The 18,817-nt window shown below is 65.7% G+C and carries 13 protein-coding genes; 9 read left to right on the top strand and 4 right to left on the bottom strand.

What is annotated here, in order from left to right; all coding sequences use genetic code 11:
- Window positions 1–26: 26 nt before the first annotated feature.
- Entirely contained in the window at window positions 27–1,358 is a 1,332-nt protein-coding gene (locus AC6JAC_RS15655; RefSeq protein ID WP_028272870.1) for an aminotransferase class V-fold PLP-dependent enzyme, read from the top strand.
- The gene (gene sufU, locus AC6JAC_RS15650; RefSeq protein ID WP_028272871.1) at window positions 1,355–1,840 is read left to right on the top strand and encodes a Fe-S cluster assembly sulfur transfer protein SufU; all 486 of its coding nucleotides are present in this window, start codon (window positions 1,355–1,357) and stop codon (window positions 1,838–1,840) included. The genes AC6JAC_RS15655 and sufU overlap by 4 nt, the downstream gene beginning before the upstream one ends.
- Here sufU and AC6JAC_RS15645 read toward each other — a convergent pair.
- Entirely contained in the window at window positions 1,837–2,061 is a 225-nt protein-coding gene (locus AC6JAC_RS15645; protein WP_011691098.1) for a helix-turn-helix domain-containing protein, read from the bottom strand. The two genes, sufU and AC6JAC_RS15645, sit on opposite strands and share 4 nt — an antisense overlap.
- A gap of 197 nt (window positions 2,062–2,258) precedes the next feature.
- On the opposite strand from AC6JAC_RS15645, the gene AC6JAC_RS15640 reads away from it, so the two are divergent.
- From AC6JAC_RS15640 to AC6JAC_RS15630, 3 genes are all read left to right on the top strand, one after another.
- Entirely contained in the window at window positions 2,259–2,396 is a 138-nt protein-coding gene (locus AC6JAC_RS15640; RefSeq protein ID WP_156037236.1) for a hypothetical protein, read from the top strand.
- A gap of 482 nt (window positions 2,397–2,878) precedes the next feature.
- On the top strand, window positions 2,879–4,444 hold the full coding sequence (locus AC6JAC_RS15635; protein WP_497965347.1) for a polysaccharide pyruvyl transferase family protein: 1,566 nt from the start codon (window positions 2,879–2,881) through the stop codon (window positions 4,442–4,444).
- Complete coding sequence (locus AC6JAC_RS15630) at window positions 4,444–5,427, top strand: glycosyltransferase family 2 protein (protein WP_028272872.1); 984 nt, start codon at window positions 4,444–4,446, stop codon at window positions 5,425–5,427. Before AC6JAC_RS15635 ends, AC6JAC_RS15630 begins: the two co-directional genes overlap by 1 nt.
- Before the next feature lie 55 nt (window positions 5,428–5,482).
- On the opposite strand, the gene AC6JAC_RS15625 is transcribed toward AC6JAC_RS15630, so the two are convergent.
- The 3 genes from AC6JAC_RS15625 to AC6JAC_RS15615 are packed head-to-tail and all read right to left on the bottom strand — an operon-like array spanning window position 5,483 to window position 7,756.
- On the bottom strand, window positions 5,483–5,704 hold the full coding sequence (locus tag AC6JAC_RS15625; RefSeq protein WP_497965345.1) for an SCO4848 family membrane protein: 222 nt from the start codon (window positions 5,702–5,704) through the stop codon (window positions 5,483–5,485).
- 4 nt (window positions 5,705–5,708) lie between these two features.
- Window positions 5,709–6,206, bottom strand: a complete 498-nt coding sequence (locus AC6JAC_RS15620; protein WP_497965343.1) for a DUF2505 domain-containing protein — start codon at window positions 6,204–6,206, stop codon at window positions 5,709–5,711.
- Between the two features lie 53 nt (window positions 6,207–6,259).
- Window positions 6,260–7,756, bottom strand: a complete 1,497-nt coding sequence (locus AC6JAC_RS15615; RefSeq protein ID WP_454697991.1) for an SDR family oxidoreductase — start codon at window positions 7,754–7,756, stop codon at window positions 6,260–6,262.
- A 192-nt stretch (window positions 7,757–7,948) separates the two neighbouring features.
- Between AC6JAC_RS15615 and AC6JAC_RS15610 the strand changes: the two genes are divergently transcribed.
- From AC6JAC_RS15610 to AC6JAC_RS15595, 4 genes are all read left to right on the top strand, one after another.
- Window positions 7,949–12,790, top strand: a complete 4,842-nt coding sequence (locus AC6JAC_RS15610) for a peroxidase family protein (protein WP_497965341.1) — start codon at window positions 7,949–7,951, stop codon at window positions 12,788–12,790.
- A gap of 482 nt (window positions 12,791–13,272) precedes the next feature.
- On the top strand, window positions 13,273–14,088 hold the full coding sequence (locus AC6JAC_RS15605) for an AfsR/SARP family transcriptional regulator (protein WP_231511373.1): 816 nt from the start codon (window positions 13,273–13,275) through the stop codon (window positions 14,086–14,088).
- Between the two features lie 139 nt (window positions 14,089–14,227).
- Complete coding sequence (mfd, locus tag AC6JAC_RS15600; RefSeq protein WP_028272491.1) at window positions 14,228–17,893, top strand: transcription-repair coupling factor; 3,666 nt, start codon at window positions 14,228–14,230, stop codon at window positions 17,891–17,893.
- Between the two features lie 4 nt (window positions 17,894–17,897).
- Entirely contained in the window at window positions 17,898–18,722 is an 825-nt protein-coding gene (locus tag AC6JAC_RS15595; protein ID WP_028272492.1) for a metal-dependent hydrolase, read from the top strand.
- Window positions 18,723–18,817: the final 95 nt, after the last annotated feature.

The following is an 18,817-nucleotide window of genomic DNA, read 5'->3' as shown; positions in this document are numbered from 1 at the left end:
GGTCTTGCCTATCAAGGAGCTCCAGTTTGGTCATGGTATCCACTTCCGCCACCGCAGCCACCCAGGTCGCGCTGAGTGATGTCGAGGTCCTGCGAATTCGCAACGACTTCCCCGTCCTGGACCAGGAAGTCAATGGCCGGCCCCTTGTGTACCTGGATTCCGGCGCCACGTCACAGAACCCCCGAAGCGTGCTCGAAGCCGAGCAGGAGTTCTATGAACTGCGGAACGCGGCCGTGCACCGGGGTGCCCACCACCTTGCTGTCCAGGCCACCGACGCGTTCGAAGACGCCCGGGCCACCGTGGCCGGCTTTGTGGGTGCGGCAGAGGACGAACTGGTCTGGACCGCGAACGCCACCGCGGGGCTGAACCTCCTGGCGTATTCCTTCTCAAATGCCAGCGTCGGCACTGTCCGCGGCGACGCGGCCCGTTTCGCCCTCGGCCCGGGGGACGAGGTTGTGGTGACGGAGATGGAACACCACGCGAACCTGATTCCGTGGCAGGAACTCTGCCGGCGCACCGGTGCCACCTTGAAGTTCATCCCCATCGACGACGACGGCGCGTTGCGGCTTGAGGAGGCAGCGCGGCTTATCACGGAGCGAACCAGGATCCTGGCGTTCACGCACGCCTCAAACGTCCTGGGAACCATCAACCCGGTTGCCGAGCTTGTGGCGCTGGCCCGAGCGGCGGGCGCCCTCGTAGTACTGGACGCCTGCCAGTCGGTGCCGCATCTGCCGCTGGACTTCAAAGCCCTGGACGTCGATTTTGCCGTTTTCTCCGGCCACAAAATGCTGGCGCCCACGGGCATCGGCGGAGTCTACGGGCGGCGGGAACTGCTGAACGCCATGCCGCCGTTCCTCACCGGGGGCTCCATGATCACGACCGTCACGATGGAGAAAGCCGAATACCTTCCTGCGCCCCAGCGCTTCGAAGCCGGCACCCAGCCCATCTCGCAGGCCGTGGCGCTCGCCGCCGCCGCCAATTACCTCCACGAAACCGGCATGGAACGCGTCGCCGGCTGGGAGGCCTCCCTGGGCCAGCGCCTGGTCACCGGGCTGAGCGCCATTGACGGAATCCGCGTCGTGGGGCCGGCGGCAGGTGTGGAACGGCTCGGACTGGCGGCTTTCGACGTCGCCGGAGTGCACGCCCACGACGTCGGGCAGTACCTGGACAGTGTGGGGATCGCCGTCCGCGTCGGTCACCACTGCGCGCAGCCGCTGCACCGGCGGCTGGGTCTGACGGCCACCACCCGGGCGAGCACCTACCTGTACAACACCACCGAAGAAGTGGACCTCCTGCTGGAGGCTGTGGCCCAGGTCCGGCCCTACTTCGGCGTAGCTGGCTCGGGGGCCTCCAAATGAGCGCACTTGATGCCATGTACCAGCAGTTGATCCTCGAGCACGCGAAGTCGCGCAGCGGGGCCGACCTGACGGCTGACGAGGCCACGTCCATGCCTGACCAGCCGGGCGTGGGACAGTGCCATCAGCTGAACCCGGTCTGTGGTGACGAAATTACGCTTCGCCTGGAGCTGGAAGCGGCAGGAAGCCAGTCAACGGTGAAAGGCATCCACTGGCATGGCGACGGTTGCGCCATCTCAATGGCCTCGGCCTCCATCTTGAGCGAATTGTCCGAAGGTGCGTCGCCGGATGAACTGGGGGAGATGATCGGCCATTTCAGGGAGCTCATGCGCTCTCGCGGCCGGCTGGAGCCGGACGACGAGATTCTGGGAGATGCGGCTGCCCTGGCGGGAGTGGCGAAGTATCCGGCCAGGGTCAAATGCGCCATGCTGGCGTGGGTGGCTGCCGAGGACGCGCTGCGGCAGGCCGTAGCCACCGGCCGCTAGGTCTTGCCGGCTTCCGGGTGCTCGTCATCCGCAAGCGTTGAGTGGTGCTGCACATAGTCTTCGATCGCGTGCTCCGGGACCCTGTAGGACCGGCCGAAACGGACGGCCGGGAGGTCGTGCGCTTTGACGAGCCGGTACACGGTCATCCGGGACAGCCGCATGACTTCTGCGACCTCGGAAACTGTGAGGAAACGGGTATTTGAAAATCCTTCAGCGGCCACTGTTCTCAGCTCTCCTGGGACGTAGTTCAATCCTGAGGACGTACTTCAATCCTGAGACAAACGTCGCTGAGCCGATCGCCGATCTTACTGCCACTTTATGGCATGGTGAGCTTGATGTGAAGAGCGCACGGCAATGGGGATAAAGACGAGTAGTGACTACTCTAGTGGCGTGCCGGAGGGGCCAGTAGCCTCTAAATATGGTTGATAGCCAGGACGACATTGAAGTGCGGCAAACGCAGCACAGGATTCACAGGGCAGAAATTGTCTGCGTGTTGGCCCTCGTGGTGCTCACGGTGCTGACCATCATGGCCGGTTTCTCCGATTTTGTCCGGTAAATCCGCTCCGGTGATCATGCGGCGCGGCAAGATCAACCGGCTTAAAGTAAAGCTCCGGTAGGTGGGGACCCGCCGGAGCTTCGATTGAAGTGTCGAAAATTGAAGATTAGTGGGGAAATACAACAATTACCCACGAGATAAGCCCCAATAGGGTCAGTGCGAAATACAACGACCAATTTCTGCGGTCGATTTTACGGTGGCTACCGTGCCAAACCCGTTCCATATCTTGCGCGTCCATAGCAGAAATTTACGGCTTATCACGTTCAGATAACAGCGTGTTGTCCACTTCATCTACGCCCCCTCCTACTCCATTTGCCGGCCCGAGTACTCGGGTGGCCTGTTGCTGCCCGGTTGTGTCCGGATGAGACCACTTTCCGGCGGGCGGTTCCGCAAAAGACGGTAGTCTGGTTGCGCGCCAACGGCCCCGCGACGGGTCCGTCTCCGGCTGCGTTATGAGACAAGTAGTGGAAGAGGACCGTCAAGTGAAGTTCGTGGTGCAGGGCGATCTGGGCCAAGGTGCGTATCACGTCGGCGATGAGGCCATGGCGCTGGCCGCAGTGGACGAACTCCTGCAGCGGACCGGGGCAGCAGTTGTGCTGTTGTCCCGTGACCCGGCGCAGACGGCAGCGCTTTACGGCACCCGTTCCATAGCAACCATTGAATTTCCGTGGCCGCCCGAGGAACGGAGCGTTTACCTGGAGCGCGTCCGCCGGGCCGCGACGGGCGACCGCGGCGCGCTCCCGCCCGCCGACCCGGTGTGGGGCGTCATCGAGGAAGTGTCGACGTCCGACGGAGTGTTGATCGCAGGCGGCGGCAATATGAACTCCCTCTACGGCTGGCTGCTTTACGAACGGGCCGCCGTCGGCCTTATCGCCAGGGAACTTGGCAAGCCGCTGGTGGTGAGCGGACAGACGTTCGGTCCCACCCTGCTGCCCCAGGACCGGAAGGTGCTGCACGAGCTCCTCGACAGCGCGGCGCTGATCGGTGCCCGCGAACCTGCTTCCTACGCACTAGGTGTTGAATTGGGCCTCGGCTCGGAAAAGCTTGTCCGCGTCCTTGATGACGGCAGCTTCCTGCAGACCCGGCAGGACAGCCAATCGCAGAACGGCGAACCGCAGGACGGCGGACCGCAGGCTGCGGACGGCGGGCTTCTGGAGGGTGACCTTCCGGACCTTCCGGACCTTCCGGCGGACGGCTACATTGCTGCCACAGTGGGCCCGGATGCGTGGCGCGAAGGAACCCGCACTCTGGCGGCGTTCGCGGCAGTGCTGGACCGTGCGGCACAGCTCACGGGCCTTCCGGTGTACCTGCTGCCGCACATGGGGACGCTGGGGTCTTTGGATGCCGGGGCAGACCACGAATCCCACCGTACGGTGCTGGCGCACTCGCGCTCGGGACGGCTGGCAATGATGCCAGTGCTGCCGGTCCGCGAGGCCGCAGCGGTGACCGCGGCCGCCGCCCTGGTGATCACGAACCGCTACCACCCGGCCGTCTTCGGCCTGGCGGCCGGCGTGCCGGTGGTCGCCCTGGCCAACGACGCCTACTCCGATATCCGCCTCGCCGGTGCACTCGGGAACTGGGGGCTGGGCGACTGGGCACTCCCGCAGCCAAGCCTTACCCCTGGCGGCGTGGACGAAGCGGTGCTGGAGGCCTGGAACCGCCGCGACGAGATCCGCCGCCACCTGGACGGGCTCAGGCCCGGATTCGAGCGCTCCCAGGGGACATGGTGGGATGCCGTGGCAGCTGTACTGCGTGGCGGCGTGGGCAGCTACGCCGGGCTTGAAGACGCGCCAGCCCTTCGCGCGGTGGAATCCTGGTCCCGCCAGGCCGCGGAACAAAGGGAATTGTTCCGCACCCTGAGCCTGGGGATCGGACGGCAATGGACGGAGTGGGACGATGTACGGTCCCAACGCGATGTGCTCATCCACGAACGGGATGAAGCAATACGGGAAAGGGACAGAATCCTGCAGTCACGGACTTTCAAAGCAGCGAAATTGTTGGGCCGCGGCGCGGACGTTGCGCGCCGGCTGACCGGAAGGAAGCACTGATGGCCAGCGGCCGAGTGACGGTGGTGGTCCGGACCAAGAACCGGCCCATCCTGCTGAACCGTGCCCTGGAGAACATCCTGGGGCAGTCGTACCAGGATTTCTCCATCGTGGTGGTTAACGACGGCGGGGACCCGGCGCCGGTTGACGCGCTGGCGGACGGGTACCGCCACCTTCCCGCGGGGAAACTGAACGTCATCCACCACCCGCAGAGCAAAGGCATGGAAGCAGCCAGCAACGCGGGCATTGCGGCCGCAACGTCTGAGTACATCGCCGTGCATGACGACGACGACCGGTGGCATCCGGATTTCCTGCTCAAGACCGTGCGGCTGCTGGACGGAAAAGCCGCCGCGCAGGGTGTCGCCGTCAGGACGAATGTGGTGTACGAGGAAGTCCGTGACGGTGCGATCGTGGAGACGGGCTCCTTCGCGTACTGGCCGGATCTTCAGGCCATCACGCTGACAGACATGCTGCGGATCAACCGGATCGTCCCCATTTCCTTCCTGTACCGCCGCTCCGTCCATGACCACATCGGGTTCTACAACGAGGAACTCGACGTTGTGGGGGACTGGGAGTTCTACCTGCGGTTCCTCCAGGCGTACCCGATGGAACTGCTCGACGACGAGCCGCTGGCCTTCTGGTGCCAGCGCCCCGAAGCCAGCGGAGACATGGGGAACAGCGTCATTGCCGCCGCCGCCGAACACGCGAAGTTCGACAGCCTGGTGCGGGATGCCTTCCTGCGGCGCGAAGCCGGGAAGACGGGGGTGGGGTACCTGCTGTACCTGGCCCAGCTGAGCGGGCAGCAGGAGGAAGCCGCAGCCGAAGCACGGGTTCTGGCTGACCGGGTGGTCTCCACCCTGGAGGACCTCAACCGGCGTATTACGGCACTGGAAGAGACGCTGGTCCGCCGGACCAGCGTTTTCGAGTTCGTCGGCCGGCCGGTGCGCGTCGCAGCGCGGCTTTGGAAGTCGCGCAGGCAGGTTTAGGCCGTTCCTTCCGGCCGGCAGGGCGCCGGCCGGAAGGAACGAAACTGACGTTTCGCTAGCTGACGAGGCCGGCGATGCCGATCGCCGCTGTGGCTGCGCCCAGCACCATCGAAACGGACACCAGGACCACGTGCACCGTGAGGAACCTGGTCGCCTTGCCGGCTGCGTCACGGGCCCGCGGATCCTTCATTACCCTCTTGAGGAACTGGGGCCAGACCACCAGTGACCAGACGCCGGCAACAATCAGGACCCAGGCGAGGGCAACGGGAAGCTGCACGGGATTAGTGGCTTTCCAGCCAGGCCTGCGCCTGCTGGGACTGGATGTTCAGGGCCTTGCCCACCATGGGCTCGGCTGCATCTGCAATCTTGCTGCCCAGGAACGGAACAGAAGACGTCACGTTGCCTTCGAGCTCGACGCGGGTGCTGCCGCCGTCGGCGACAAGCCGCTGCACGGCGCTAACGTCCAGGGGGGCACCGGCGATCTTCAGGCTGATGCTGCTCTGCCGGGAGCCGCCGGCGGCGGGGGCTTCCCACGTCTCCAGCTGGGTTACCTTCAGGCTGTCGCCCACGAACTTGCGGGCAATCTCCGGCAGGCGGGTGGTGGGCAGGGTGCGCACCGAGGTGGTGCTGAACGCGCCGGCAAGATCGCCGTCGACCTTGAACGATTCAAGGGTTCCGCCCACCAGTTCACTGGTGTGGCGCTGGAAGTCTTCGTTGGCGAACACAGCGGTCACGCGGTCGACGCTGTGGGGCAGGGTGGTGGAAGCACTCAGTGCCATTGTTCCTCCATTGGGTTGGGGGTATGGGGCATCGGTTTTTTGCCTCCCACATCCTATGTGCTGGACGCCGCGGACTCCGATTCGGCCTCTGCCAGTTTTTGCGCAGCGGCCGTGATGTTGTGCGACATGGCGGGAAAAATGACGCTGTGGAACGGCAGGACGGCCAGCCAGTACAGCTTGCCGCTGAGGCCCTTCGGGAAGAAGATGGCGCGCTGCCGGTAGCGGCTGCCCGTCCCGTCAGGCTCCACCGATAGCTCCAGCCACGCACGGCCGGGGGCGCGCATCTCCGCCCGCAGCCGCAGCAGCCGGCCGCGCTCGATCCGCTCGGCCCGCCACCAGTCCACCACTTCGCCCTCGGCGAGCAGGTGCGGGTGGCGGCGGCCCCGGAGCAGTCCTGCCCCTCCGGTGAGCTTGTCCAGCCAGCCGCGGACCCGCCACGCCAGCGGCAGGGAATACCAGCCGTTGCGGCCGCCGATCCCCTCAATGATCGTCCAGACGAACTTGGGATCCACCGGGCTGGAATAGCTTCGCTCGTCCACGTACACGCGGTGTCCGGCCCATTCCGGGTCGCTCGGGAGCGGGTCCGCGTCCGCTCCGGCGCTGGCCCACGTCGTTTCCACCTGGGCGTCGCGTTCCTTGCCCAGGGCGAGGGACACGGCACGCCGATACGGTGTCAGTCCGCCCTCGGGCAGCGGTATGTAGCCGTCGATGTCATGTTCCCTGGACACGGCGTCGTGCTGGAGCGATTCGACGAGGGGCAGGGACATGGACAGCGGAATGGGTGTGGTCAGGGCAACCCACATGCCGGCGAGTTTCGGTGCGGGGATGGGCAGCGCGAGGACCACGCGGTACGGCAGGCCGGCCTCGGCGGCGTACTCCTTCATCATGGCCGCATACGTGAGGACCTGGCGGCACCCGATGTCGAAGGTGCGGTTGATGTGCCCTTCCAGGGACGCCGCCGCGACGAGGTAGTACAGGACGTCCCTGACGGCGATCGCTTCGATGCGGTTCCGGACCCAGCTCGGGGCCGGCATGAGGGGGAGGGTCTCTGAAAGGTGCCGGATCATCTCGAACGATGCCGACCCGGAGCCGATCACGACGCCCGCCTGGAAGACGACAGCGTCCACCGGACTCGCGAGGAAGACTTTGCCGACGGCTTCCCGGGAACGCATATGCGTTGACAGCTTCGCGCCCTCGGGGTGAAGGCCGCCGAGGTAGACGATCCTTTCCACTCCGGCGTCGGCCGCCGCCTTGGCAGCGGTCTCCGCCATCGCCTTTTCCTTGGCCTCGAAGCCGGCGCCGGCCGCCATTGAATGGACCAGGTAGTAGAGCACGTCGACGCCATCCAGCGCTGCCCGGAGCATGCCGCCGTCGTCAAGGCTGCCTTGGATGACCTCCACCTGTTCCAGCCATGGCACACCGGCAATCTTGGCGGGAGTCCGGACGACCACTTTCACCGTGTGCCCCGCCTCAAGGAGCCGGGGGACCAGGCGCCCGCCGATATAGCCGGTGGCGCCGGTGACGAGCACGGTTTTGGGGGTGCCGTTCATGTGGATCTCCTTGGAACGAAAGCGGAGTGCGTCGATGCACAGCCAGCTTAGCAATCCAAGTTTTTCTAAAGGCCGCTGAACAAGGCTGGTCCTTCCAATGAACCGAGCGACCACGTTGAGGGGGGAGCCGGGATGAACTCGATGGAGGAAAAGGTCATGGCTAAACATCGCAAGTCCCGAAAGGGGGACGGCATGCCCCATCCACAGGGCTCAGCGGCCGGCATGACTCGCAAAGTCACGGCCGGCGCGCTGGCCCTTTTGATCGGGGCGGGGGTTGTCCCTTCCGTTCTGGCACCAGCTGTCTCCGCGGCCCCGACGGGCCAGGGATTCACACTCAATGCCGGCGATATGCGGTTCATTCTCAAGCAGATCAAAATCGCCGAAAACCATGCGACCAAAGAGGACGCGCAGGGAAATGATGTTGCCGGCCAGCCGCTCCTGGGCGACGGTCCAAACCAGATCGCCAGCCCGCTGCTGCCGTACGGCCTGCGGACTGTGGACGGCACCGACAACAACCTCGTAGCCGGCCAGGAAGACTTCGGCTCGGCCAGCCGTGAGTTTCCCCGGCTGTCGGACCCCGAATGGCGTACCTCATCCGGCGGGCAGAACTACGAGTCCGTCAATACGACTGTCACGGACAACGGTCCGCGCTTCGTCAGCAACGTGATCGTGGACCAGACCGTCACCAACCCGGCGGCCGTCGCCGCGGCAGGCAAGGCCCACCGCACGGTGAATGACAGCCCCACCGCCGTCCCGTGTGTCAGCGACGGCGTTCCGGAGAACTGCGTGCCCGCGGGAGAGACCCTCGACATCCCCAACGTCACCACCGACTTTGGCCTTTCCCCGCCGTACAACGGCATGTTCGCGCTCTTCGGCCAGTTCTTCGACCACGGCGTGGACTTCACCAAGAAGACCAAGAACTACGTCATGATGCCGCTGGCACCGGACGATCCGTTGTATGTCCCCGGCGGACGCACCAACTTCATGCTGCTCAACCGTGCCGAGAACCAGCCAGGCCCTGACGGTGTCCTGGGAACTGCCGACGACGAGCAGAATGGCACCAACACCGACTCGCCGTGGGTGGACCAGAGCCAGACCTACGCTTCGCACTCATCCCACCAGGTGTTCCTACGCGAATACACCCTCAACGAAAACGGGGACCCCCTCGCCACGGGAGAACTCATCGAGGGCGAACCGGGCGGCATGGCAACCTGGGCCCACATCAAGGAGCAGGCCCGGACGATGCTCGGGCTCGAACTTTCGGACGTGGACGTCGCCGACATCCCGAAGCTGGCCACCGACCAGTACGGCCGGTTCCTGCGCGGACCGAACGGGCTTCCGCAGTACCAGACCGCAACCGGACGCGTTGAAGGGAACCTGGCCGCCCCGGTGGCGCCGCCGTCGAACGTTGAACGGATCGGAATCGCCTTCCTGGACGACATCGGGCACAACGCGGCACCGTTCAACTCACAGACCGGCGCCCCGCTGCAGCCGGACGACGACGCCGACGTCAACGGCGTCAACGAGCCGCGGCCGGCCGGCCGCTACGACGACGAGATGCTGGACAAGCACTTCATCGCCGGCGACGGCAGGGTCAACGAGAACATCGGCCTGACGGCGATCCACCAGGTGTTCCACGCGGAGCACAACCGCCTGGTGGGGTACATGGAGGAGCTCCTCACGTCGCAGAACCTCGACCTCAACGAGTGGAAGCTTCCCAACGGGCAGTGGAACGGTGAGCGGCTGTTCCAGGCGGCGCGCTACGTGACGGAGATGGAGTACCAGCACATCGTCTTCGAGGACTTCGCCCGGAAAATCCAGCCCGGCATCAACGGCTTCAACGTCTTCACGCAGTCCGACACCGGCATTGATCCCGCGATCAAGGCGGAATTTGCCCACGCCACCTACCGGTTCGGCCACTCGATGCTCACCGAAACCGTCGACCGCAAGCTGAACGACGGCACCGACATCGGGATGCCGCTGCTGGACGCTTTCCTGAACCCGCCGGCCTACTACCAGAGCACTGCCGGCACGCTGAATCCCAGGCAGGCCGCCGGCGCAATCGCCATGGGAATGACGGACCAGGTGGGCGCCGAACTCGATGAGTTCGTCACCGACACACTGCGGAACAACGTCCTGGGGCTGCCCCTGGACCTTGCCTCGCTGAACCTGGCCCGGGGCCGGGATACAGGTGTCCCGTCCTTGAACAACTTCCGCACCCAGTTGTACGCGCAGACAGGCGAGTCTTCGCTGAAGCCATACACCAGCTGGGTGGATTTCGGCCAGAACCTGAAGCACCCGGACTCCGTGGTCAACTTCATGGCCGCCTACGGAACGCATCCGACGATCACCGCGGCGGTGTCCATCACGGACAAGCGGGCAGCTGCCCAGCGGCTGTTCGACATGGACACGGCCGACCCGGCCACCCCCGCGGACTCCTTCGATTTCGTCAACAGCGCCGGAACCTGGGCCGCACAGCCCACCGGCCTGGACAGCGTCGATCTCTGGGTGGGCGGCCTGGCCGAATACCAGAACCTCTTCGGCGGCCTGCTGGGATCAACGTTCAACTACATCTTTGAACGCCAGATGACGGACCTGCAGGACGGGGACCGGATGTACTACCTGTCCCGCACGTCCGGGCTGAACCTTCGCACGCAGCTGGAAGGCAACTCGCTCGCGGAACTCATCATGCGCAACACGGATGCGGAGGCCCTCAAAGCCGATGTCTTCGGCGTGGCGGACTGCGAGTTCGAGCTCAGCCGCATCACGGCCGGCACCGGTAACTCCGTAGCCGACGACCTCGCCTCCGTCTGCGACGAGTCCGCGCTCCTGATGCGGATGTCGGACGGCACCATCCGGTACCGCGTCAGCAACACCGTGGACCGTCCGGGCCTCAACGCCCAGTCCACGTTCAACGGCACCTCCCTCGGGGACCGGATCTGGGGCGGCATCGACAACGATACGTTCTGGGGCAATGACGGCAACGACGTCATCGAAGGCAACGACGGCGCCGACAGTGTTCTTGGCGGTGACGGAAACGACCGGATCACGGACTCGCACGGCGACGACGTGCTCAAGGGCGGCAACGGAAACGACGCCATCGACGCCGGACCAGGCCTGGACATCATCATGTCCGGTGAAGGCCACGACTTCTCCAACGGCGGCCTCAACGGCAACGAAACCTTTGCCGGTGAAGGGAACGACCTTGTCCTCTCCGGCGACGGACCCGACGCCGTGTTCGGCGGCGGCGGCGATGACTGGCAGGAAGGCGGCAATGCCAACGACCTGCTGCAGGGCGACAGCGGCGCACCGTTCTTCGACGACATCAACGCTCCGGGCCACGACGTCCTGATCGGCGATTCCGGCGAAGACGACTACGACGCTGAAGGCGGCGACGACGTCATGGTGGCCGGTCCCGGCATCGAACGCAACCACGGTGTCTTCGGCTTCGACTGGGTCACGCACGCACGGTCGGTCGAACCCGCCGATTCGGACATGCGCCAGATCATCGTCGACGGGCCGAACGCCCTCAAGGACCGCTTCCTCCTGGTCGAGGCCCTCTCCGGCTGGGACAAGGATGACGTGCTCCGCGGCGATGACGAAGTGCCGTCCGTTCCCAACACCGAGGTCAACGTCGAAGGCCTGACCAACGAACTCGATGCTGCCGGCATTGCCCGGATCACCGGCCTGGCAGAGCTGCTGCCCGCGGGTGCCACCACCTTCGGCGCCGGCAACATCATCATCGGCGGTTCAGGCAGCGACCAGATCTGGGGCAACGGGGCCGATGACATCATCGACGGCGACAAGTGGCTCAACGTCCGGCTCAGCGTCCTCGACGCACCGGATGGCGCCGAGATCAGGACGGTCACTTCACTGACCGAACTCCAGGCCGGCATCATGGCCGGGACCATCAATCCGGGCAATGTGCGGATCGTCCGGGAAATCCTGTCCAGCCCTGGCGATGCGGACATCGACACGGCCGTGTTCTCCGGAGCCCGGAATGAATACGCCATCACCACCGCCGGGGGAGTCACCACCGTGGCCCACACCGGCGGCACCGGCGACGACGGCACGGACCGGATCACCAACGTTGAACGGCTGCGGTTTACCGACCAGACCGTAAACCTGGTTCCGGCCGTAGTCCAGGCACCGGCGGCGCCCCTGATCGGGACGGCTGTTGCGGGCAACACCACGGCAACAGTGGCGTTCACGGCTCCCGCCGGTGAGTTCCCGGCTGACTCGTTCAGCGTCGTCGTCCGCACCGGCAGCACCGTGGTCCGGACCATCGACGGGGTACCCGGCAGCGCCACCAGCCACCAGGTCACCGGGCTGAGCAACGGCACGGCGTACAACTTCCAGGTCCGGGCGGTCAACGCAGGCGGCAACAGCCCCCTGTCGGCGGCATCGAACGAGGTGACCCCACGGGTACCGGCCTTCGTTCCGCCGACGGTCTCACCGTTCGCGGATGTTTCCACCACCCAGCTCTACTACCTGGAGATGGCGTGGCTGGCGGACCAGGGCATTTCCACCGGCTGGGTGGAGGCCAACGGCACGGTGACGTACCGTCCGCTGCAGTCCATCAGCCGTGATGCGATGGCAGCCTTCCTCTACCGGGCGGCCGGCTCGCCGGCGTTCACTGCTCCGGCGGTGTCACCGTTCGCTGATGTGTCCACCGGCCAGCAGTTCTACAAGGAGATGGCGTGGCTGGCGGACCAGGGCATTTCCACCGGCTGGGTGGAGGCCAACGGCACGGTGACGTACCGTCCGCTGCAGTCCATCAGCCGTGATGCGATGGCAGCCTTCCTCTACCGGGCGGCCGGCTCGCCGGCGTTCACTGCTCCGGCGGTGTCACCGTTCGCTGATGTGTCCACCGGCCAGCAGTTCTACAAGGAGATGGCGTGGCTGGCGGACCAGGGCATTTCCACCGGCTGGGTGGAGGCCAACGGCACGGTGACGTACCGTCCGCTGCAGTCCATCAGCCGTGATGCGATGGCAGCCTTCCTCTACCGGATGAGCACCAGGACGGCCGGCTAGCACCGACGTTCGCACAGCAAACAAAAGCAGGCCCCGGTCCAACCGGGGCCTGCTTTTTGCATCCAATTCGTCACTCCTTTCCCACTCCGGGTACTACTCGCTCAGGGGTAACTCCATTAACTCCAATTACTTGGCAAAACTGCCGGGTACTCCTGTGGACCTCATCCCTACTACGTGGATTCCGTAACGGTCTTACCTGTCTTTATGCGCCATGAAAAAACAGGTATATCGATCCCTTGGACGTCCCCATTTGCCGTGTCACGGTGGTTTGGAAAGCCGGAGCAAGCAGCATCGCACTTTCTGCCTGCTCCCACCGGAAGACGCGCGCTAACTGCTTGGCCTGACAAATGGAGAACATCGTGGGGACAACTCCTGAATTATCAAAGTCAATATCTGTTCGTCTGTTCGGAATGTTCGACGTGCGGCGCAATGGAGTTCCACTGGCGACCTCCGACATTGGCGGATGCAAACCGAGGCATATTTTGGAATTACTGCTGCTGAACTTAGGCAGCCCCGTATCGAAGAGCCGGATCATTGAAATTCTTTGGGGTGCCAGGGCCGGCACCGGAACAATCGCGACGCTGGAGAGCTACATCTGCGGCATCCGCCGCGCCATCCAGCCGGGCGACACGCGGAACGGTCCGCTCCGCACCGCCAACAGCGGCTATGTCCTGGACCCGGAGCTCGTTGACCTGGACCTCTCGGCGTTCCGCCGGCTGGTACAGGACGCCGGTCAGGCGGCTCCCCGGGAAGCCTATGCGATGCTGACGGAGGCCCTGGAGCTATCCGCCGATCCGCTGCTCGGTTCAGAGCTGGCGTCCGACTGGGCCGATGAAGCCCGCATTCGGCTCGGCGCCGAACGAGTGGCGGCACAGGTCCGGACCGCAGAAACAGCTGTCCTGCTCAACAGGCCCGCGGAATCCGTCCGCTGGGCCCAGGCGGCCGTGGCGTCCGAACCCCTCAACGAACGGGCCTGGACCGTCCTGGTAACAGGCTATGAACTGTCCGGACTTCCGGTTGAAGGCCTGTCCGCCTACGCGCGGTGCCGAAGGATCTTCGACCGGGACCTGGGCTGCGCACCGGGACCCGCGCTGCAGGCCGCACACCTGAGGCTCCTGCGCCAGCGCGCCGAGGCGGACGTGGAGTTGTCCGAAGTCCTGGCCGCCCTCCTGTACCTGGGGGAGTCAATGAAAGGACACCGGCACGCACCGGAGGCCGGACCGGACGCCCTGCTCACCCGTGAGAATGCCGGACGGATCCTTGACTCCTTCCTTCAGCGCGCCAGGGCGGCCGTCTGACACCGGCCCGTCCATGGTCGAGGGCAACTAGGCCCACGCAGGCTCCGCCGTCGCGGTAGGCTGGGAAGACCCGGGATTCTTGCGAATTTCGGGTTTTCGTGTTGCCTGCTTTCCCGTGATCATTTCAGGAGCTTCTGCCATGAGCCTCAACGGCCCGTCACTCACAGGCCTTCGCCGCGCGCTCGCCGGAGACACAACGTTTGCCCGCGTGCAGGCTGAAGCGTCCCGGGGTTTCGGAACCCGCAGCGAGGATTACCAGATCAGCGCCCCGGCAGGCCTCCGCGCTGCCCTGCTGGCCGAGATGTCTGACGGCCTCGCGGCCCTGCATGCCGCCGAAGGCACTGCCGCAGTTGGAAACCACGACGGCGGCACGCCCCTGGTGCTGGCCGTCACCGCCACCGGCCGTGAAGCGGAGGACCTCACTGCCGCGCTGCGGGCCTTCCTGCCGGCCGATTCCGTGGCCGAGTTCCCTAGCTGGGAGACCCTCCCGCACGAACGGTTGTCCCCGCGCTCGGACACCGTGGGCCGCCGCTTGTCCGTATTGCGCCGGCTGGCCCACCCTGAATCTGTTGCCGGAGGACCGCTCCGCGTGGTGGTGGCTCCGGTCCGCGCCGTGGTGCAGCCGATCGTGGCCGGCCTGGGCGACCTGGTGCCCGTGACCCTGAAGGTCGGTCAGGAGGCCCCCTTCAGCAGCGTCGTCAAGAGCCTGGCCGACGCCGCCTACGCCCGGGTGGACATGGTGTCCCGCCGCGGCGAATTCGCCGTCCGCGGCGGCATGCTGGACGTTTTCCCGCCCACCGAGGACCATCCCATCCGGGTGGAGTTCTTCGGCGACGAGGTGGACCAGATGCGGTGGTTCGCCGTTGCCGACCAGCGCTCGCTTTCCTCGCCCGGCCTGCACCACCCCACGGAACTGCACGCCCCGCCGTGTCGCGAAATCCTGATCACCCCGTCCGTGATGTCCCGGGCCGCGACACTGAAGACACAGCTGCCGGCCGCCGCGGACATGCTGGAAAAGATCGCCGGCGGCATCGCGGTGGAAGGCATGGAATCGCTGGCTCCCGTCCTGGTGGATGCCATGGTGCCCTTCGTCGAACAGCTGCCCGCCGGGTCCATCTCCGTGGTGATCGAGCCTGAAAAGGTCCGCACCCGCGCCCACGACCTGGCCGCGACCAATGAGGAATTCCTCGAAGCTGCATGGTCCACGGCGTCCGACGGCGGCACGGCTCCGCTGGATCTGACGTCCGCGGCCTCGGCTGCCCTGCATTCGGCCAGCTTCCGCTCCCTGACGGAGACCCGCACCGCGGCCCTGGGGCAGGAGGTTTCGTGGTGGTCGATCACCTCGCTGGCCACCGACGAAGAGCTGACCCCGGACATCAACGTCCTCAACCTGCACGCCCGGGAACCCCGCGGCTACCAGGGCGACGTGGCGGAGATGATGGAGTTCATCGGCTCGAACGTCCGGGACCAGTGGCGCATTGTGGTTGTCACGGAAGGTCCCGGCCCGGCCCAGCGGCTGGCTGAACTGTTCCATGACGCAGACATCCCGTGCGCCCGGGTGGACTCGCTGGATGACGAGCCGCAGGCGGGCATCATCGAGGTGACCACCGCCGCCGTCGGACGCGGCTTTGTGCTGGACGGCCTCAAGCTTGGCCTGCTGACGGAAGCGGACCTGCTGGGACGCACGTCCGCCGGTTCCACCAAGGACATGCGCCGGATGCCGTCCAAGCGCAGGAATGCCGTGGATCCGCTCCAGCTCGTGGCCGGGGACTCCGTGGTGCACGAACAGCACGGCATCGGCCGGTTCGTGGAGCTGATCCAGCGCCGGGTGGCCGGTGGCGGCGACGGCGTGCGCGAGTACCTTGTCCTGGAATACGCCCCGTCCAAGCGCGGGGCGCCGGGCGACCGGCTTTTTGTGCCCACCGACCAGCTGGACCAGGTCACCCGCTACGTCGGCGGGGACACCCCGGCGCTGAGCAAGATGGGCGGCGCGGACTGGGCCAGCACCAAGTCCAAGGCCCGCAAGGCCGTCAAGGAGATCGCCGGCGAGCTGATCCGGCTGTACTCGGCCCGGATGGCCTCCCGCGGTTACGCCTTCGGCCCGGACACCCCGTGGCAGCGCGAGCTGGAAGAGGCTTTCCCGTATGTGGAGACGCCGGACCAGCTGACCACCATCAATGAGGTCAAGGCCGACATGGAGCGCGAGATCCCGATGGACCGGCTGATCTCTGGTGACGTGGGCTACGGCAAGACCGAGATTGCCGTCCGGGCCGCGTTCAAGGCCGTTCAGGACGGCAAGCAGGTCGCTGTGCTGGTCCCCACGACGCTGCTGGCCCAGCAGCACTACGAGACGTTCACCGAACGGTTCTCCGGCTTCCCGCTGGTGGTCAAGCCGCTGTCCCGTTTCCAGAGCGGCAAGGAGGCAAAGGAAACCGCCGACGGCGTTAAGGCAGGTTCCGTGGACGTCGTCATCGGCACGCACCGGCTGCTGTCCAAGGACTTCGGCTTCAAGGACCTTGGCCTGGTGATCGTGGACGAGGAGCAGCGCTTTGGCGTCGAACACAAGGAAGCGCTGAAGAAGATGCGCACCAACGTGGACGTCCTGGCCATGAGTGCCACGCCGATTCCCCGCACCCTGGAAATGTCCCTGACCGGGATCCGCGAGACCTCCACCCTGGCAACGCCACCGGAAGAGCGCCACCCGGTGCTGACCTATGTGGGCCCGTACACGGACAAGCAGACCTCCGCTGCGGTCCGGCGGGAACTGATGCGCGAGGGCCAGGTCTTCTTCGTCCACAACCGGGTGTCGACGATTGAGCGGACCGCCGCCAAGATCCGCGAGCTGGTGCCCGAAGCCCGCGTGGAGGTGGCCCACGGCCAGATGTCCGAAAGCCGGCTCGAGCAGATCATCGTGGACTTCTGGGAGAAGCGCTTCGACGTCCTGGTGTGCACCACCATCATCGAAACCGGCCTGGACATTTCCAACGCCAACACCCTGATCGTGGACGGCGCGGACAAGTACGGCCTCTCCCAGCTCCACCAGTTGCGCGGACGCGTGGGCCGCGGCCGCGAACGCGCCTACGCGTATTTCCTGTACCCCTCCGAGAAGCCCCTGGGCGAGGTGGCGCTGGAACGGCTCAAGGCCGTGGCCACGCACAACGAACTCGGCGCAGGCATGCAGCTGGCCATGAAGGACCTCGAAATCCGCGGCGCCGGCAACCTGCTGGGCGGCGAACAGTCCGGCCACATCCAGGGCGTGGGTTTCGACCTCTACATCCGCCTGGTGGGCGAAGCCGTGGCGGACTTCCGCGGCGAGGCCGAGGAGAAGGCCGCCGAAATGAAGATCGAACTGCCCGTCAACGCCCACCTGCCGCACGACTATGTGCCGGGCGAACGGCTGCGCCTCGAGGCCTACCGCAAGCTCGCGTCCGCGCTCACGAACGAAGCGATCGACGAGGTCCAGGCCGAACTCGTGGACCGCTACGGCGAACCGCCGCTGCCGGCGCAGAACCTGATCGCCGTCGCGCGGTTCCGGGTGGGGGCCCGCGAAGCCGGGCTGTCCGACGTCGCCCTGCAGGGGAACTTCATCAAGTTCTCCCCGGCTCAACTGCCCGAGTCCAAGACCATGCGCCTCAACCGCATGTACCCCGGTGCGCAGTCCAAGCCCGCCCTCGACGCGGTGCTCATTCCCAAGCCGAAGACCGCCAAGATCGGCGGCCGGGACCTGCAGGACGCCGAGATCCTGGAGTGGGCCAACGGGGTCATCCGGAACATCTTCTCTGACGCGCCGTTGGCGGTGAAATAAAAGAATGATGGGAGGACATCACGCCGCGTCGGGAGCCGCGGCGTGGGTAGCCATTGCCTCAACGGGGCCGTACACCCTGGGCTGGTACCCGCTGGACGCCACCGGAATCCTGATCGGCGGCATGGCGACGGCCGGAACCGCGCTGGTGTGCGACTGGGACCACCGGCACAGCACCGTCGCCAATTCGCTGCCGCCGCTCTCGAACGTGATTGCCGTCGGGATCGAAAACGCCAGCGGCGGCCACCGGCAGGGAACGCACTCGGTACTGGGGGCGGCCTTCTTTGTGCTGCTGGCCACCATTGCCGGGCAGATCCAGCTGCACACGGACTGGGGCCTGCTGTCCGTGGGCGCCGGCCTGCTCTGCATGTTCATGATCAATATCGCCGCCAAGGCCCTCAAACTCTTCCCCAAGTCAGGCTTTATCAGCAACTGGCTCTTTGCCCTGACCATGGCCGGCCTCGTCACCTGGTTCGCGCCGGATCAATGGACCTGGCTGCCGGTCTCGATGCTCACCGGGGTGGTGGTCCACATCGTCGGAGACATGATCACCACCGGGGGAGTCCCCCTGCTCTGGCCGATCGTGATCAAGCCGCCCAAGTTCCTGCGGAAGCTGCCGGTGCTGAACGACGTCTGGAAGGCCAACGGGGCGTTTTCCATCCCCCTGCTGGGGCGGGCCGGCTCCCGCCGCGAGTGGCTTGTGCTGATTCCGGTGAGCGCCTACGCCATGGTGGGGATGTGCGTGGCCGCGTGGGCGCTGGCCAAGGCGCATTACCCGGCCGCGCTTGCCCTCGGAAGCACCCTGGTCAACAGCCTGTTCGGCGCCGGCTAGCCGCACCATGCAGCCAGCGGCGCAGCCGGACGCTTAAACGGCCGGCTGCTAAGCGGCTGGCTGCTAAGCCGCCGCCCCGTTTAAAGAGCTGAAGC

The sequence above is a fragment of the Arthrobacter sp. KUASC02 genome (assembly GCF_059739395.1).
Note: the sequence above shows the minus strand (reverse complement) of the source record. Positions and strands in the feature narration are given on the sequence as shown.

Excerpts from the sequence above, each read along its gene's own strand:
- AC6JAC_RS15640 (WP_156037236.1), top strand. The coding sequence starts at position 2,259 with ATGGTTGATAGCCAGGACGACATTGAAGTGCGGCAAACGCAGCACAGG.
- AC6JAC_RS15630 (WP_028272872.1), top strand. The coding sequence starts at position 4,444 with ATGGCCAGCGGCCGAGTGACGGTGGTGGTCCGGACCAAGAACCGGCCC.
- sufU (WP_028272871.1), top strand. The coding sequence starts at position 1,355 with ATGAGCGCACTTGATGCCATGTACCAGCAGTTGATCCTCGAGCACGCG.
- AC6JAC_RS15620 (WP_497965343.1), bottom strand. The coding sequence starts at position 6,206 with ATGGCACTGAGTGCTTCCACCACCCTGCCCCACAGCGTCGACCGCGTG.
- AC6JAC_RS15595 (WP_028272492.1), top strand. The coding sequence starts at position 17,898 with ATGATGGGAGGACATCACGCCGCGTCGGGAGCCGCGGCGTGGGTAGCC.
- AC6JAC_RS15610 (WP_497965341.1), top strand. The coding sequence starts at position 7,949 with ATGCCCCATCCACAGGGCTCAGCGGCCGGCATGACTCGCAAAGTCACG.
- mfd (WP_028272491.1), top strand. The coding sequence starts at position 14,228 with ATGAGCCTCAACGGCCCGTCACTCACAGGCCTTCGCCGCGCGCTCGCC.
- AC6JAC_RS15615 (WP_454697991.1), bottom strand. The coding sequence starts at position 7,756 with ATGAACGGCACCCCCAAAACCGTGCTCGTCACCGGCGCCACCGGCTAT.